Annotated in this window: 13 protein-coding genes and 7 tRNA genes; 3 read left to right on the forward strand and 17 right to left on the reverse strand. The window is 60.4% G+C overall.

From position 1 onward, the window contains the following. The first annotated feature begins 14 nt into the window (after positions 1-14). Positions 15-917 (forward strand): LysR family transcriptional regulator, encoded by a 903-nt coding sequence (locus GTP44_RS17120; RefSeq protein WP_161020404.1) that lies wholly within the window; start codon positions 15-17, stop codon positions 915-917. Positions 918-981: 64 nt separating this feature from the next. On the opposite strand, the gene GTP44_RS17125 is transcribed toward GTP44_RS17120, so the two are convergent. Both GTP44_RS17125 and GTP44_RS17130 read right to left on the reverse strand, forming a co-directional pair. After that, positions 982-1,057: transfer RNA gene (locus GTP44_RS17125), tRNA-Gly, on the reverse strand. 11 nt (positions 1,058-1,068) lie between these two features. Continuing rightward, positions 1,069-1,157, reverse strand: a tRNA-Ser gene (locus GTP44_RS17130). A gap of 361 nt (positions 1,158-1,518) precedes the next feature. Here GTP44_RS17130 and GTP44_RS17135 point away from each other — a divergent pair. Together GTP44_RS17135 and GTP44_RS17140 are read left to right on the forward strand one after the other, a co-directional pair. Beyond that, a complete protein-coding gene (locus tag GTP44_RS17135) occupies positions 1,519-1,758 on the forward strand; it encodes a hypothetical protein (RefSeq protein WP_161020405.1) in 240 nt (79 codons plus the stop codon). Between the two features lie 42 nt (positions 1,759-1,800). Continuing rightward, entirely contained in the window at positions 1,801-2,757 is a 957-nt protein-coding gene (locus GTP44_RS17140; protein ID WP_161020406.1) for an ATPase, read from the forward strand. Positions 2,758-2,831: 74 nt separating this feature from the next. Here GTP44_RS17140 and GTP44_RS17145 read toward each other — a convergent pair. The 15 genes from GTP44_RS17145 to lepA form a co-directional block, all read right to left on the reverse strand. Continuing rightward, positions 2,832-2,907, reverse strand: a tRNA-Gly gene (locus GTP44_RS17145). A gap of 11 nt (positions 2,908-2,918) precedes the next feature. After that, positions 2,919-2,992, reverse strand: a tRNA-Cys gene (locus GTP44_RS17150). A 55-nt stretch (positions 2,993-3,047) separates the two neighbouring features. Next, positions 3,048-3,123: transfer RNA gene (locus tag GTP44_RS17155), tRNA-Gly, on the reverse strand. A gap of 53 nt (positions 3,124-3,176) precedes the next feature. Continuing rightward, positions 3,177-3,252 (reverse strand) — tRNA-Gly (locus tag GTP44_RS17160). Between the two features lie 72 nt (positions 3,253-3,324). After that, positions 3,325-3,400, reverse strand: a tRNA-Gly gene (locus GTP44_RS17165). A gap of 86 nt (positions 3,401-3,486) precedes the next feature. After that, the gene (gene pgsA, locus GTP44_RS17170) at positions 3,487-4,068 is read right to left on the reverse strand and encodes a CDP-diacylglycerol--glycerol-3-phosphate 3-phosphatidyltransferase (protein WP_160988803.1); all 582 of its coding nucleotides are present in this window, start codon (positions 4,066-4,068) and stop codon (positions 3,487-3,489) included. A gap of 87 nt (positions 4,069-4,155) precedes the next feature. Next, on the reverse strand, positions 4,156-6,009 hold the full coding sequence (gene uvrC, locus GTP44_RS17175; RefSeq protein ID WP_161020407.1) for an excinuclease ABC subunit UvrC: 1,854 nt from the start codon (positions 6,007-6,009) through the stop codon (positions 4,156-4,158). After that, positions 6,006-6,401 carry a holo-ACP synthase gene (gene acpS, locus GTP44_RS17180; RefSeq protein WP_161020408.1) on the reverse strand — a complete coding sequence of 132 codons (396 nt, stop codon included), beginning with the start codon at positions 6,399-6,401 and terminating at the stop codon, positions 6,006-6,008. The genes uvrC and acpS overlap by 4 nt, the downstream gene beginning before the upstream one ends. Beyond that, positions 6,398-7,159, reverse strand: a complete 762-nt coding sequence (gene pdxJ, locus GTP44_RS17185; RefSeq protein ID WP_160988800.1) for a pyridoxine 5'-phosphate synthase — start codon at positions 7,157-7,159, stop codon at positions 6,398-6,400. The genes acpS and pdxJ overlap by 4 nt, the downstream gene beginning before the upstream one ends. A gap of 13 nt (positions 7,160-7,172) precedes the next feature. Beyond that, positions 7,173-7,991 carry a DNA repair protein RecO gene (gene recO / locus GTP44_RS17190; protein ID WP_161020409.1) on the reverse strand — a complete coding sequence of 273 codons (819 nt, stop codon included), beginning with the start codon at positions 7,989-7,991 and terminating at the stop codon, positions 7,173-7,175. A gap of 13 nt (positions 7,992-8,004) precedes the next feature. After that, positions 8,005-8,910, reverse strand: coding sequence for a GTPase Era (era, locus tag GTP44_RS17195; RefSeq protein WP_160988798.1), 906 nt, complete (start codon positions 8,908-8,910; stop codon positions 8,005-8,007). Between the two features lie 11 nt (positions 8,911-8,921). Then, positions 8,922-9,710, reverse strand: a complete 789-nt coding sequence (gene rnc, locus GTP44_RS17200) for a ribonuclease III (protein WP_161020410.1) — start codon at positions 9,708-9,710, stop codon at positions 8,922-8,924. 15 nt (positions 9,711-9,725) lie between these two features. Next, the gene (locus GTP44_RS17205) at positions 9,726-10,097 is read right to left on the reverse strand and encodes a DUF4845 domain-containing protein (protein WP_161020411.1); all 372 of its coding nucleotides are present in this window, start codon (positions 10,095-10,097) and stop codon (positions 9,726-9,728) included. Positions 10,098-10,129: 32 nt separating this feature from the next. Beyond that, complete coding sequence (gene lepB / locus GTP44_RS17210) at positions 10,130-11,050, reverse strand: signal peptidase I (protein WP_161020412.1); 921 nt, start codon at positions 11,048-11,050, stop codon at positions 10,130-10,132. After that, positions 11,047-12,840 carry a translation elongation factor 4 gene (gene lepA, locus GTP44_RS17215; RefSeq protein WP_160988794.1) on the reverse strand — a complete coding sequence of 598 codons (1,794 nt, stop codon included), beginning with the start codon at positions 12,838-12,840 and terminating at the stop codon, positions 11,047-11,049. The genes lepB and lepA overlap by 4 nt, the downstream gene beginning before the upstream one ends. Positions 12,841-12,981: the final 141 nt, after the last annotated feature.

Here is a 12,981-nt window from a genome sequence, read left to right on the forward strand (position 1 = left end):
ACTGGGAGCGCAACGTGAAAGGCTTTGATTTGAACCTGCTGCCGGTGGCGCTGGCCATCTACGAGGAGCGCAGCGTCAGCGGCGCGGCGCGCAAGCTCGACATGAGCCAGCCCGCGGTCAGCGTGGCGTTGAACAAACTGCGCAAATCGCTGGGCGATCCCTTGTTTGTCCGCACCGCCCAGGGCATGGCGCCGACGCCGCGAACGCTGACACTGGTCGACCCGACCCGCGATATTCTGCAACGCCTGCAAAATGACGTGCTGGCCAGCACCGAGTTCAACCCCGCCACCAGCGACCGCCGCTTCACGATCGCCTTGTCTGATGTGGGCGAAATGACATTCCTGCCGCGCCTGCTGGAGCACTTGCGGCGCGAGGCGCCAGGCACTAGCATCACGTCTGCAACGCTACCGCCTGCGGAACTGGCAATCGCACTGGAGGATGGCAGGGTCGACTTGGCGGCGGGTTATTTTCCAGACCTGAAACACCGCAACTTCTTTCAGCAACGGCTGTTTTCGCATGACTTCATTTGCATCCTGAGTGCCGATCATCCATTCCGGGGGAAACGGCTCACGATGGAGAAATTCCTGAACATGGGACATGCGGTAGTGAAGGCCGAAGGCCGCAGCCAGGAAGTGTTCGAACAACTGCTGATCCGCAACCGCATCTCGCGGCGCGTGGTGCTGTCTACCCCGCACTTCATGTCGATTCCCTTCGTCATCGCGGCCAGCGACCTGGTGGCGACGGTGCCGCGCGCAGTCGGGGAAAGTTTCGCGCGGTTTGCGCCGGTGCGGCTGGTGGAGCCGCCGATGGAAGTGCCCAGCTTCGATCTGAAACAGCACTGGCACCGTAAATACGCCAAGGATGGTGCTAATGCCTGGCTGCGCGCATCGCTGGCACAGATTTTCGGCCAACCTTAGCCGCCCTGCCCGACGCACGCAGAATGCAAAAAGGGCAACCCGCTGGGCTGCCCTTTTTCGATACTGGAGCGGGAGAAGAGTCTCGAACTCTCGCCCTCAACCTTGGCAAGGTTGCGCTCTACCAACTGAGCTACTCCCGCTGAGGAGCTTTTGGAGGCGAGGATCGGAGTCGAACCGACCTAGACGGCTTTGCAGGCCGTATTCCACCTTTAAAAATCAAACACTTACAGCTATACCGCCTTTTACACCGCAACAGCCCGTGATTTTCCGACGTTTTGAGCGCTGTTAAACCTCAGCAATAAATGCCAGTGTTTGTCTCACAACAGCAACTGCGGGCCTGCATCGCCCCCCCTACCCTAAGCCCGCTTGCACCCCATAGCTGCCTGTCGTATATTTTTTTCGGTCACTTCCACATCTTTTTCTTTCCCCCCAACGAAGCAATAGGGTCGGGGCGGAAACAGGCCCTGGTAGCACTCTCCCTGAGCGCTAGGCTGCAGCAACATCTTTGAGAAAATCGTGCATGCGATGCCGCTAGGTAGGCCACACGCGGATAGAGTACGGCTTTGGTCTATAATGAAGCCATCGTAGTAGGAGAATTGTCATGAAACTCAAGATGCGTGGTGAAGCTCATCGATTTAAGCACCCCACCGTGTTGCGGGGCGATGCGCCGTTTCTCGGTGCCACCGTGAGGCAATGGGATAATGCCATTGTCGGCAACATGGAGCAGACCTTGGCCGAAATTAAGCGGCATGCCGCACTTTCCCCGAAACGCGATGTCAACACCGCGACAACATTTGATTTGGCGAGCTACGCAGGCCATCACCTGGCGAAGCGAAAATGACCCCACCACTTTGGAAACGCGGCTGAGGCCGCGTTTTTTGCAATGGCTGACGATAAAGACGAGTCCGCGCTGGGTCCATTGGTGGTGGTCTTTGCCGGCCCAAATGGCTCCGGCAAAACCTCACTGATTGAAGAACTCAAACAGACAGGACTAGCTACCATGCGTGGCGTCGTTCCTCTGCCGAATTACTTCATCAACCCCGACCAAGTCGCCAAGGACCTCAAAGGCGAGTTTCCCGATCAGAATGCGCGCGATGAAGCAGCTCAGCGCGCCGCGATGCAGGCACGCGCCAGTGCGATTGCAGGAAGGCTGCCGTTTGCGTTCGAGACAGTAATGTCGCACCCTTCGCGCATCAATGAAATGCTTCTGCTGAAGGAACAAGGCTATCACTTGTTTTTGACGTTCATCACCACGGATGATCCAGAAAAAAACGTCGAACGTGTTAAATGGCGCTACGAAACCGGCAGTACGACCGGCCATTATGTCAAACCAGAAAAAGTGCGTGAACGCTACCACAGGACCCTAGCCCTGCTGCCGCGCGCAACCGAAATCGCCGACGCGGTCTACGTCTACGATAACAGCGTCGACGGCAAAGGCGCGACTCTGCAAGTTGTAATTGAACGCGATGGCCAATTTTCTGTAGCTGACGACGCCAAGGAATGGGCAGTCGAGCAATTGATCAAACCGCTTCAGGCGCGTGAAGAGGAGTTGAGCTTTCTGCTGGAGTCGCTGGATGGTGTCGGCTATTCATGCGGTGACACCGACGAACTCCGTGGAATTTATACCGGTCCTGTTCTAACCTCCACTCCCAACTTCCTCGCTCAATATGACAGCGCGACAAAGCTCGCGATCATCCATGATCGACTGCTGTTGGAAACTGCCCTCCTTTCGCACGACGAAGGCCAGATGGATTACAAGGACGGCGAAGTGCTGACGATACGATATACCGTGGATGGCGCTCCCGCGATTGAACCACAAGCAGCCGTATCACTCCGCTGATAGTCCAAAACTTTGGGAGTCGTGCAGGCCCCAAAGCAAAAAGGGCAGCCCTCTGGGCTGCCCTTTTTCAATACTGGAGCGGGAGAAGAGTCTCGAACTCTCGACCTCAACCTTGGCAAGGTTGCGCTCTACCAACTGAGCTACTCCCGCTGAGGAGCTTTTGGAGGCGAGGATCGGAGTCGAACCGACCTAGACGGCTTTGCAGGCCGCTGCATAACCGCTTTGCTACCTCGCCAGAGGAAACTTTTGCTACAAGATCCCAGCGGGTTACGCGCTGCGATCCGAAATTCTGGAGCGGGAGAAGAGTCTCGAACTCTCGACCTCAACCTTGGCAAGGTTGCGCTCTACCAACTGAGCTACTCCCGCTTGGAGTGTTACCGCCTTACTGCTTTGTACTACGCTCGCGTTCCCTGAGAAGCTGGAGCGGGAGAAGAGTCTCGAACTCTCGACCTCAACCTTGGCAAGGTTGCGCTCTACCAACTGAGCTACTCCCGCATTTCGAGTCCAGCATCTTAGCAGGTGACTGCTGTTTTTGCTAGTACTACTTGTTACTGACTTCGCCGTGCATGGAGCGGGAGAAGAGTCTCGAACTCTCGACCTCAACCTTGGCAAGGTTGCGCTCTACCAACTGAGCTACTCCCGCTTTGCTTCGTCGTCATCAACAACAGGGCAGTATTATAGAGGTTCTACGGCCGCTGTCAATGCTCAACGTAAATATTGTTTATACGGTTAGCGTTGACCGGACTTTTCCTTGATCAGCGGCCACGCCAGACGCAGGTAGTAGAACATCGACCACACGGTCAGCACCGCCGCCACTTCCAGCAGGCGCGCGCCCCAGAACTGGCTGTCGATCGCGCCCCACAGCACATCATGGAACAACAGCAGCGGAATGGCGGCCATCTGCGCCGTGGTCTTGATCTTGCCCAGCGAGCTTACCGCCACCGATTTCGACGCGCCGATCTGCGCCATCCACTCGCGCAGCGCCGAGATGGCGATCTCGCGGCCGATAATGATGAAGGACATGACGGCGTTGGCGCGGTCCAGCTGCACCAGCACCAGCAAGGCGCCGGTCACCATCAGCTTGTCCGCCACCGGGTCGAGGAAGGCGCCGAACGCCGAGGTCTGATTCCAGCGGCGGGCCAGGAAGCCGTCGAACCAGTCGGTGACGGCGGCGATGATGAACACCAGCGTCGCCGCCAGGTTCTGATCCGCCACCGGCAGCATGGTCGTGGGCAGGTAGTAGACGCCCACCACCAGCGGAATCAGCGCGACGCGCAACCAGGTCAACAGTATCGGAATATTGAAGGGCATAAGCTAAAAAAGAGGTGCGACCGTGAAAATTTGTAATGCGCCGCTAGTCTACCTTGACGCCGCGCATTAAACCAGCACAGTTGGCGCTTAATGCAACTGCTTGTAGATTTCCTCGGCCAGCGCGCTGGAAATGCCTTCCACCGTCTTCAGATCCTCGACGCTGGCGTTGACCACGCCGCGCAGGCCGCCGAAGCGGGCCAGCAGGCGCTGGCGGCGCTTGGCGCCGATGCCTTCGATTTCCTCCAGGCGCGAGGTCTGGCGCGTTTTGGCGCGCTTGGCGCGCATGCCGGTGATGGCGAAGCGGTGCGCCTCGTCGCGGATCTGCGCCACCAGCATCAGCGCCGCCGATTCCTTGCCCAGTTCCTGCGACGGCCGGCCGTCGACGAACATCAGCGTCTCCAGGCCGACGCGCCGCCCTTCTCCCTTGGCCACGCCAACAATCAGGCTGATGTCCAGCCCCAGTTCTGCGAACACCTGGCGCGCCATTTCGATCTGGCCCTTGCCGCCGTCGATCAGCACCACGTCCGGCATGACGCCGTCGCCGTTGGCGACCTTTTCGTAGCGGCGGTACAGCACCTGGCGCATGGCGGCGTAATCGTCGCCGGGCGTGATGTCGTTGATGTTGTAGCGGCGGTATTCGCCGTTCTGCATCTGGTGGTGATGGAACACCACGCACGAGGCCTGCGTCGCCTCGCCCTGGGTGTGCGAGATGTCGAAGCATTCGACGCGCAGCGTGTCGATGTCTTCCGGCTCCAGTTGCAAGGCCTCGACCAGCGCGCGCGTGCGCGATTGCTGCGAGCCCTGCTCCGACAGCAGCCGCGCCAGCGAGATCTCGGCGCCCTTGTGCGCCAGCTCCAGCCATTTGCGGCGCTGATCCTGCGGCTGGAAGATCAGGTTGATGCGGTGGCCGCACTGCTCCTGCAAGGCCTGGATCAGCACCGGGTGATTGAATTCGATATTCAGGATCAGCGTGCCGGGGATGAATTTGTCGGCGTAGTGCTGCGCCAGGAAAGCGGCCAGCACTTCGACCTCGATCGCTTCCTCGGCGATCGCTTCGGCGTCGCCAAGGTGGGTCGGGAAGTAGGCGCGGTCGCCCAGGTGGCGGCCGCCGCGCACCATGGCCAGGTTGACGCAGGCGCGCCCGCCCTGCACCAGCACGGCGATGATGTCGACATCGGCGTCGCCGGTGGTTTCCATGCTTTGCTGGTGCAGCACGCGCGACAGCGACTGGATCTGGTTGCGCACCGACGCGGCCTGCTCGAATTTGAGGTCGGCGGCGAAGGCGTGCATTTTTTGTTCAAGGTCGGCCAGCACTTCGGACTGGCGACCGCGCAGGAAGCGCGCGGCGTTTTCCACATCCAGCTGGTAGTCCTCCCTGGAGATCAGGTCCACGCACGGCGCCGAGCAGCGGCCGATCTGGTGCAGCAGGCAGGGGCGCGTGCGGTTGGCGTAGACGCTTTCCTCGCAGGTGCGGATCTGGAATACCTTCTGCAAAATCTGCATCGACTCCTTGACCGCCCACGAGCTGGGGAAAGGTCCGAAGTACTGGTTCTTCTTGTCCACCGCGCCGCGGTAGTAGACCATGCGCGGGGCATCGCCGCCGGTGATCTTCAGGTACGGGTAGGACTTATCGTCGCGGAACAGGATGTTGTAGCGCGGGCTGAGGGCCTTGATCAGGTTATTTTCAAGGATCAGCGCTTCGGCTTCGCTGTGGGTGACGGTGGTTTCGAGGCGCGCGATGCGCTCGACCATCATGGCGATACGCGGGCTGCTGAGGTTTTTCTGGAAGTAGCTGGAGACGCGTTTTTTCAGGTCGCGCGCCTTGCCGACGTAGAGGACTTTATCCTCGGCGTCGAAATAGCGGTACACGCCCGGCAGATTGGGCAGCTTGGCGACGGTGGCCAGTACTTTCTCGCGCGGATCGCTTACTTCTTCAGTCACTTTTCCTGCTCCACGATGACGAAGGCGACCGCGTAATCTTCCTCGTCGCTGACGGTCACCTGGGCCGACAGCTTGTTCTTTTCCATGAATTCTTTCAGCACGCCGCTGCAGACGATCACCGGCTTGCCGCTCGGCGCGTTCAGCATCTGCGCGGCGGGCCAGGTCATCGGCATGCGGATACCCAGGCCGATGGCCTTGGAGAACGCTTCCTTGGCGGCGAAGCGCGTCGCCACGAAGCGAATGCCGCGCAGCGGGTGCCTGGCCTTGCGCGCCAGGTACTTCTCAAACTCCTGCGGACCGAGGATCTTCTTCGCAAACCGGTCGCCATGCCGCGCCAGCGCCGCTTCAATGCGCGGGATTTTGCAGATGTCGGTGCCGATCCCGTAAATCATTTGCGCGCGCCGATCCGGGTGGACACCATGATCGCCTTCATCTCGCGCACCGCATTTTCCCAGCCGACGAACACCGAATGCGCAACGATGGCGTGGCCGATATTCAGTTCGGCGATTTCCGCAATCGCGGCAATCGCCTGCACGTTGGTGTAGTGCAGACCGTGACCGGCGTTGACCTTCAGGCCTTTGCCCACGCCATACAGCACGCCGCGATGAATGCGCTCCAGCTCCGCCGCCTGCTCGGCGCCTTCGGTGTCGGCATAGCGGCCGGTGTGCAGCTCGATCACCGGCGCGCCGATGGCGGCGGTGGCGTCCATCTGAGCCTCTTCGGCGTCGATGAACAGCGATACGCGGATGCCCTCGGCCTGCAACTGCTTCACGGCGCGCTCCACCGCGTTGTAGTTGCCGGCGACATCGAGGCCGCCTTCGGTTGTGACTTCGGTGCGCTTTTCCGGCACCAGGCACACGTCGGCCGGCTTGATCTTGCAAGCGAAATCGATCATCTCCTGCGTGACGGCGGCTTCCAGGTTCATGCGGGTGATCAGCCGCGGCGCCAGCGCGATGACGTCGGCGTCCTTGATGTGGCGGCGGTCTTCGCGCAGGTGCAGCGTGATGCAGTCGGCGCCGGCCTGCTCGGCCAACAGCGCGGCGCGGATCGGATCGGGATACTTGGTGCCGCGGGCGTTGCGCAGCGTGGCGACGTGATCGATGTTCACGCCCAGGTCGATGATGGTGCCGGATGGTTGCAGGAAGCTCATTGTTTTTCTCGTTCTATAACTGTAACAGGTCAATCAGGATCTGCCGGGTATTCAACGGCGCGCCGTTCAGATGATGCGCCACCAGGAAGCGCATCAGCTGCTTGCTTTGGGCTTGCGTGGCGACGTCTTCGTAATTTTCACATTCCATGTCGAGCAGGGTTTTGCCGGCGACGCGCGGCCACGGATCGGCAGCGCGTTCGGGACGCGGGCCGCGCTCGGGATCGACCACGTACACCACATCCGAGCGCACGGCGCCACGGGTTTCGATGCAGCGGGTCAGGTCGGCCGCCACCCCCGTCTCTTTAAGTAAGGCCCGTTCAAATTTTCGCAAGACGATGGTGGCCGGCTCGTTGTGCGCCAGCTGGTTCAGCGTGGAGACGTAGTGGTCGAACAGCGCCGGGTGCGCGTCGTCGCGCGCCAGCAGCTTGACCAGCAGTTCGTTCAGGTAGAAGCCGCACAGCAGCGCGGTTTTCTCCAGCGGCAGCATGCCGCCCACCCATTCGGCGTCGGTCAGCGTGCGCAGTTCGGATTTGCCGACCCAGCTGCTAGACAGCGGCTGGAAGGTTTGCAGCACGCCGCGCAGTTGCGAGTGCGGCCGCTTGGCGCCCTTGGCGATCAAGGCCACGCGGCCGAAGTCACGCGTGAACAGGTCGATAATCAGGCTGGTTTCTTTGTAGGGATAGCTGTGCAGCACGAAGGCCGGCTGGCCGGCGACCTTGGTGCCGACGGTGCGCTCACGGCTGGGCGCGCGCGGGCGTTTTGGCGCAGCAGCCACCGGCGCCGCCGCAGCGGCGGGCGGCGCGTCCAGGGTGGCGTCTGGCGTGGTGGACATGCTGGTGAGGGATTTACTCGTAGCCGTAAGCGCGCAGGCCCGCTTCGTTATCGGCCCAGCCGGATTTGACCTTGACCCAGATTTCCAGGTAGACCGGGCCGCCGAACAGCTTCTCCATGTCGAGACGCGCTTGCGTCGACACTTCCTTCAGGCGCGCGCCCTTGTTCCCGATGATCATCGACTTGTGTGTGTCGCGCTCGACCAGAATGGCGGCGAACACGCGGCGCAGATCGCCCTCCTGCTCGAACTTCTCGATCAGCACCGTGCTGGTGTAAGGCAGCTCATCGCCAACGAAGCGGAACAGCTTTTCGCGCACGATCTCGGACGCCATGAACTTCTCGCTGCGGTCGGTGATATCGTCCGGTCCAAAGATCGCTTCGTTCTCCGGCAGCAGGGCCTTCAGTTCCTTTTCCAGGCCGTCGAGCTGGAAACGCAGCTTGGCCGATACCGGCACGATGGCGGCGAAGTTGAACTTGGACGCCACCTGCTGCGCGAACGGCATCAGCGCCGCCTTGTCCTTGACGCGGTCAGCCTTGTTGATGACCAGGATCACCGGCACTTCGGTCGGCAGCAGATCGACCACTTGCTGGTCCGCCGGGCCGAAGGTGCCCGCTTCAACGACGAACAAAATCAGGTCCGACGAAATCAACGTGTTGGTGACGGTCTTGTTCAGCGTTTTGTTCAGCGCATTGGCGTGGCGCGTCTGGAAGCCGGGCGTGTCGACGTAGATGAATTGCGCGTCGTCATAAGTCTGAATGCCGGTGATGCGGTGGCGCGTGGTCTGCGCCTTGCGCGAGGTGATGCTGACCTTGGCGCCAATCAGCGTGTTCATCAGCGTGGACTTGCCCACGTTCGGGCGGCCCACAATAGCGATGTAGCCGCAACGGAAGTTGCCGGCGGAAGTCGTTTCGGTGGTCATGGTGTTCTCTTTTATTGTTTGGCTGCCTTGGCCAACGGCGCCGGCTGCTCTTGCACGGTGGCGATGCCGGCCAGCTTGAGCTGCGCGGCGCGCGGCTTGGACTTGCGGGTTGCCGCCGGCCCCTTTTGCACCGCCAGCTCGGCGGCAGCCAGCGCCAGTTTGGCGGCCGCCTGTTCGCCGGCGCGGCGGCTGCCGCCACGGCCGAAGACCTGGATGCCCAGTTTCGGCACCAGGCATTCGATTTCAAATTCCTGGCTGTGGGCGGCGCCATGGGTGGCGATGACGTTGTACAGCGGCAGCGAGATTTTTTTCGCCTGCAGGAATTCCTGCAACAGCGTCTTGGCATCCTTGCCCAGCGTCTGTGGATCGACCGAGTCAAGGATCGGAATGTAGAAGGAGCGGATCGCCGCGCGCGCCGGCTCGAAGCCGCCGTCGAGGAAGATCGCGCCCAGCAGCGCCTCCAGCGTGTCGGCCAGGATCGATGGCCGGCGGAAGCCGCCCGATTTCAACTCGCCCTCGCCCAGCCGCAGGAACTGCGACAGCTCCAGCTTCTGCGCGATTTCAAACAGCGACTGCTGCTTGACCAGGTTGGCGCGCAGACGCGACAGGTCGCCCTCGTCGATCTCCAGATACCGGTCGTACAGAATCGACGCCACCACGCAGTTGAGGATGGAGTCGCCGAGGAACTCCAGTCGTTCGTTATGCACGCTGCTATGGCTACGGTGCGTCAAGGCTTGCTGCAAAAGGCCAGCATCCTGGAACGTGTAGCCTAAACGAGTTTGCAATAACTGGAGATTCATTGTTTGTACGGTACTTTACTCGGTGGGTTTGGCGGCGCCGCCCTTGGCGGTGCTGCCTTCATATTCAAGCAACAAGCTGACCGGTCCGGCCAGCGGGATTTTCTTTTCGTAGACGAAACTGATTTCGGTTTCGCCGTTCACTTTTTCTATCGTCAGGTCACGCCCGCTGATCGAACTGATGTAGCTGGCCGTGGCGCCGGCGTCAAAAGCGCGCCGGATCTCGGCCACTGAACCACCGCTGGCCTTGGCCGTGACGATGGCGTTCTGGATCGCCCGGTACTCGCTGTAGGTCGGCACGATCTTCATGCCCAGCACCAGTGCCATGCCCAGCAGCGCCAGGACCAGGATCAAACCGACAAGCGAAATACCGTTCTGCCGTTTTTGCATCTTAGTCCCTTTCGAGCCGCAACGCTGTCTGTTTATTGGATGCCGCCGATACGGCGCAGGCTACTGAAGTTCATCCACACAAAGAATGCCTTGCCAACAATGTTCTTATCCGGCACAAACCCCCAGTAGCGGCTGTCCGCGCTGTTGTCGCGGTTGTCGCCCATCATGAAGTAGTTGCCTGCAGGAACCGTGCAGGTAAAGCCTTCATAGCGGTAGGTGCAGTTCTCATCACGGCCCGGAAACGCCTCCACCGCATCGCGGCCATAGGTCGGCTTGCTGTCGTCGTTCAGGATGCGATGGCTGACGCCGCTCAGGTTTTCCTGGAATTGCTTGTTATAAACCAAACGCTCGTCGTTCAGGTAATCGTCCATCGGGGTGTACTTCACTGCCACGCCGTTGACGGTTAAGCGCTTGTTTTCATACGTGATTTTATCACCCGGCACGCCGATCACGCGTTTGATGTAATCCTGACTCATATCCTTCGGATACTTGAACACCATCACATCGCCACGTTGCGGGTCGTTAATCTGGATGATCTTCTGGTTGATCACCGGCAGGCGGATGCCGTAGGTGAACTTGTTCACGAGGATCAGATCGCCCACCAGCAGGGTCGGCACCATCGACGACGATGGAATCTTGAATGGCTCATACAGGAAGGAGCGCAGGAAAAACACCAGCGCGATCACCGGGAAGAAGCTGCCCGAATATTCGACCCAGGTCGGCTGACGCAGGATGTCGGCTTCGATCTGCGCGCGGCGACCATGATTGTCCAGCTTGATGCCGTCGGCGGTCGCCTTGGCCGCGCGGCTGTCGTACTCGGCCAGCGCGCGGTCGGCGGCGGCGCGGCGCTGCTTGGCCAGATAAAACACGTCGAGGAACCAGACCACGCCCGTCAGCACCATCAGCACGAACAGGATTAATGCAAAGTTTCCTAAGATGACTTGCAGGTTCATTTCTCATCCACTTGTAAAATTGCCAGGAACGCTTCTTGTGGAATCTCAACCGAACCCACCTGCTTCATGCGTTTTTTACCTGCTTTTTGCTTCTCCAACAGTTTCTTCTTACGGCTGACGTCACCGCCGTAGCACTTGGCCAGCACGTTCTTGCGCAAGGCCTTGACGTTTTCACGCGAGATCACGTTGACGCCGATGGCGGCCTGAATCGCCACGTCGAACATCTGGCGCGGAATCAGCTCGCGCATTTTCGCCGCGACCTGACGTCCACGGTAGGCCGAGTTGGAGCGGTGGACGATGATCGCCAGCGCGTCGACCTTCTCGCCGTTGATCAGCATGTCGACCTTGACCACGTCGGCGGTGCGGTATTCCTTGAACTCGTAGTCCATCGAGGCGTAGCCGCGCGAGGTCGATTTCAGCTTGTCGAAGAAGTCCAGCACGATCTCGCCCATCGGCATTTCGTACACCAGCTTGACCTGGCGGCCGTGGTAGCTCATGTCCATCTGCACGCCACGCTTGCCGATACACAGCGTGATCACCGAGCCAACGTACTCCTGCGGCATGTACAGGTTGACGGTAACGATCGGCTCGCGGATCTCGTTGATCTTGGTGGTTTCCGGCATGCGCGACGGATTGTCCACCTTGATCACCGAACCATCGCGCATTTCCACTTCGTACACCACGGTCGGCGCGGTGGTAATCAGGTCCATGTCGAACTCGCGTTCAAGACGTTCCTGGACGATTTCCATGTGCAGCAGGCCGAGGAAGCCGCAGCGGAAGCCGAAGCCCAGCGCCTGCGACACTTCCGGCTCGTACATCAGCGCGGCGTCGTTCAGTTTCAGTTTTTCCAGCGAGTCGCGCAGCGCGTCGTACTGGTTGGCCTCGACCGGGAACAGACCGGCGAACACCTGCGGCTGCACTTCCTTGAAGCCTGGCAGCGGCGCCGGCGCGGCGTTGACGACGTGGGTGATGGTGTCGCCGACCTTGGCGGCCTTCAGTTCCTTGATGCCGGCGATGACGAAGCCCACCTGGCCGGCCGACAGTTGCGGCAGCGAGAACGAGCGCGGCGAGAACACGCCGACGTCTTCGGTCAGCTGCACCGAATCGGTCGCCATCAGCTTGATTTTTTCTTTTGGCTTGAGGGTGCCGTTGACCACACGCACCAGCATCACCACGCCCACGTAAGCGTCGTACCAGGAGTCGACGATCAGCGCCTGCAGCGGCGCGGTTGGATCGCCCTTCGGTGGCGGTACTTTGGCGATGATCGATTCCAGCACGTCTTCCACGCCCAGGCCGGTCTTGGCCGAGCAATGCACCGCGTCGCCGGCCTCGATGCCGATCACGTCTTCGATTTCCTTGATCGCGCTGGGCGGATCGGCGTTCGGCAGGTCGATTTTGTTCAGCACCGGCACCACTTCCACGCCCAGGTCGAGCGCGGTGTAGCAGTTGGCCACGGTCTGGGCTTCCACGCCTTGCGAGGCGTCGACCACCAGCAGCGCGCCTTCGCAGGCCGACAGCGAGCGCGACACTTCATAGGAGAAGTCGACGTGGCCGGGCGTGTCGATCAGGTTCAGGTTGTAGACCACGCCGTCGCGGGCCTTGTATTGCAGGGCGGCGGTTTGGGCTTTGATCGTAATGCCGCGCTCGCGCTCCAGATCCATCGAATCGAGCACCTGCGCCTCCATCTCGCGGTCGGACAGGCCGCCGCACAGCTGGATGATGCGGTCGGCCAGCGTCGATTTGCCGTGGTCGATGTGGGCGATGATGGAGAAATTGCGTATGTTATTCATTAACAAATATTCAAAAACGGGTTTGACACAACGGGCGCACAATACAAAAAAGCGCTCCGAACGGGGCGAAGCCCTGGCGAGCGCCTTGTGGAAATATGCTTTGCCCGGGCATTTTACCGGATTTCAGAGGGGAAAGCCCGG

Origin of the sequence: Duganella lactea (assembly GCF_009857505.1) — a bacterium.
Classification (GTDB): Bacteria; Pseudomonadota; Gammaproteobacteria; order Burkholderiales; family Burkholderiaceae_D; genus Rugamonas; species Rugamonas lactea.

Excerpts from the sequence above, each read along its gene's own strand:
- GTP44_RS17135 (WP_161020405.1), top strand. The coding sequence starts at position 1,519 with ATGAAACTCAAGATGCGTGGTGAAGCTCATCGATTTAAGCACCCCACC.
- GTP44_RS17140 (WP_161020406.1), top strand. The coding sequence starts at position 1,801 with ATGGCTGACGATAAAGACGAGTCCGCGCTGGGTCCATTGGTGGTGGTC.
- pgsA (WP_160988803.1), bottom strand. The coding sequence starts at position 4,068 with ATGCCCTTCAATATTCCGATACTGTTGACCTGGTTGCGCGTCGCGCTG.
- acpS (WP_161020408.1), bottom strand. The coding sequence starts at position 6,401 with ATGATTTACGGGATCGGCACCGACATCTGCAAAATCCCGCGCATTGAA.
- pdxJ (WP_160988800.1), bottom strand. The coding sequence starts at position 7,159 with ATGAGCTTCCTGCAACCATCCGGCACCATCATCGACCTGGGCGTGAAC.
- recO (WP_161020409.1), bottom strand. The coding sequence starts at position 7,991 with ATGTCCACCACGCCAGACGCCACCCTGGACGCGCCGCCCGCCGCTGCG.
- era (WP_160988798.1), bottom strand. The coding sequence starts at position 8,910 with ATGACCACCGAAACGACTTCCGCCGGCAACTTCCGTTGCGGCTACATC.
- rnc (WP_161020410.1), bottom strand. The coding sequence starts at position 9,710 with ATGAATCTCCAGTTATTGCAAACTCGTTTAGGCTACACGTTCCAGGAT.
- GTP44_RS17205 (WP_161020411.1), bottom strand. The coding sequence starts at position 10,097 with ATGCAAAAACGGCAGAACGGTATTTCGCTTGTCGGTTTGATCCTGGTC.
- lepB (WP_161020412.1), bottom strand. The coding sequence starts at position 11,050 with ATGAACCTGCAAGTCATCTTAGGAAACTTTGCATTAATCCTGTTCGTG.
- lepA (WP_160988794.1), bottom strand. The coding sequence starts at position 12,840 with ATGAATAACATACGCAATTTCTCCATCATCGCCCACATCGACCACGGC.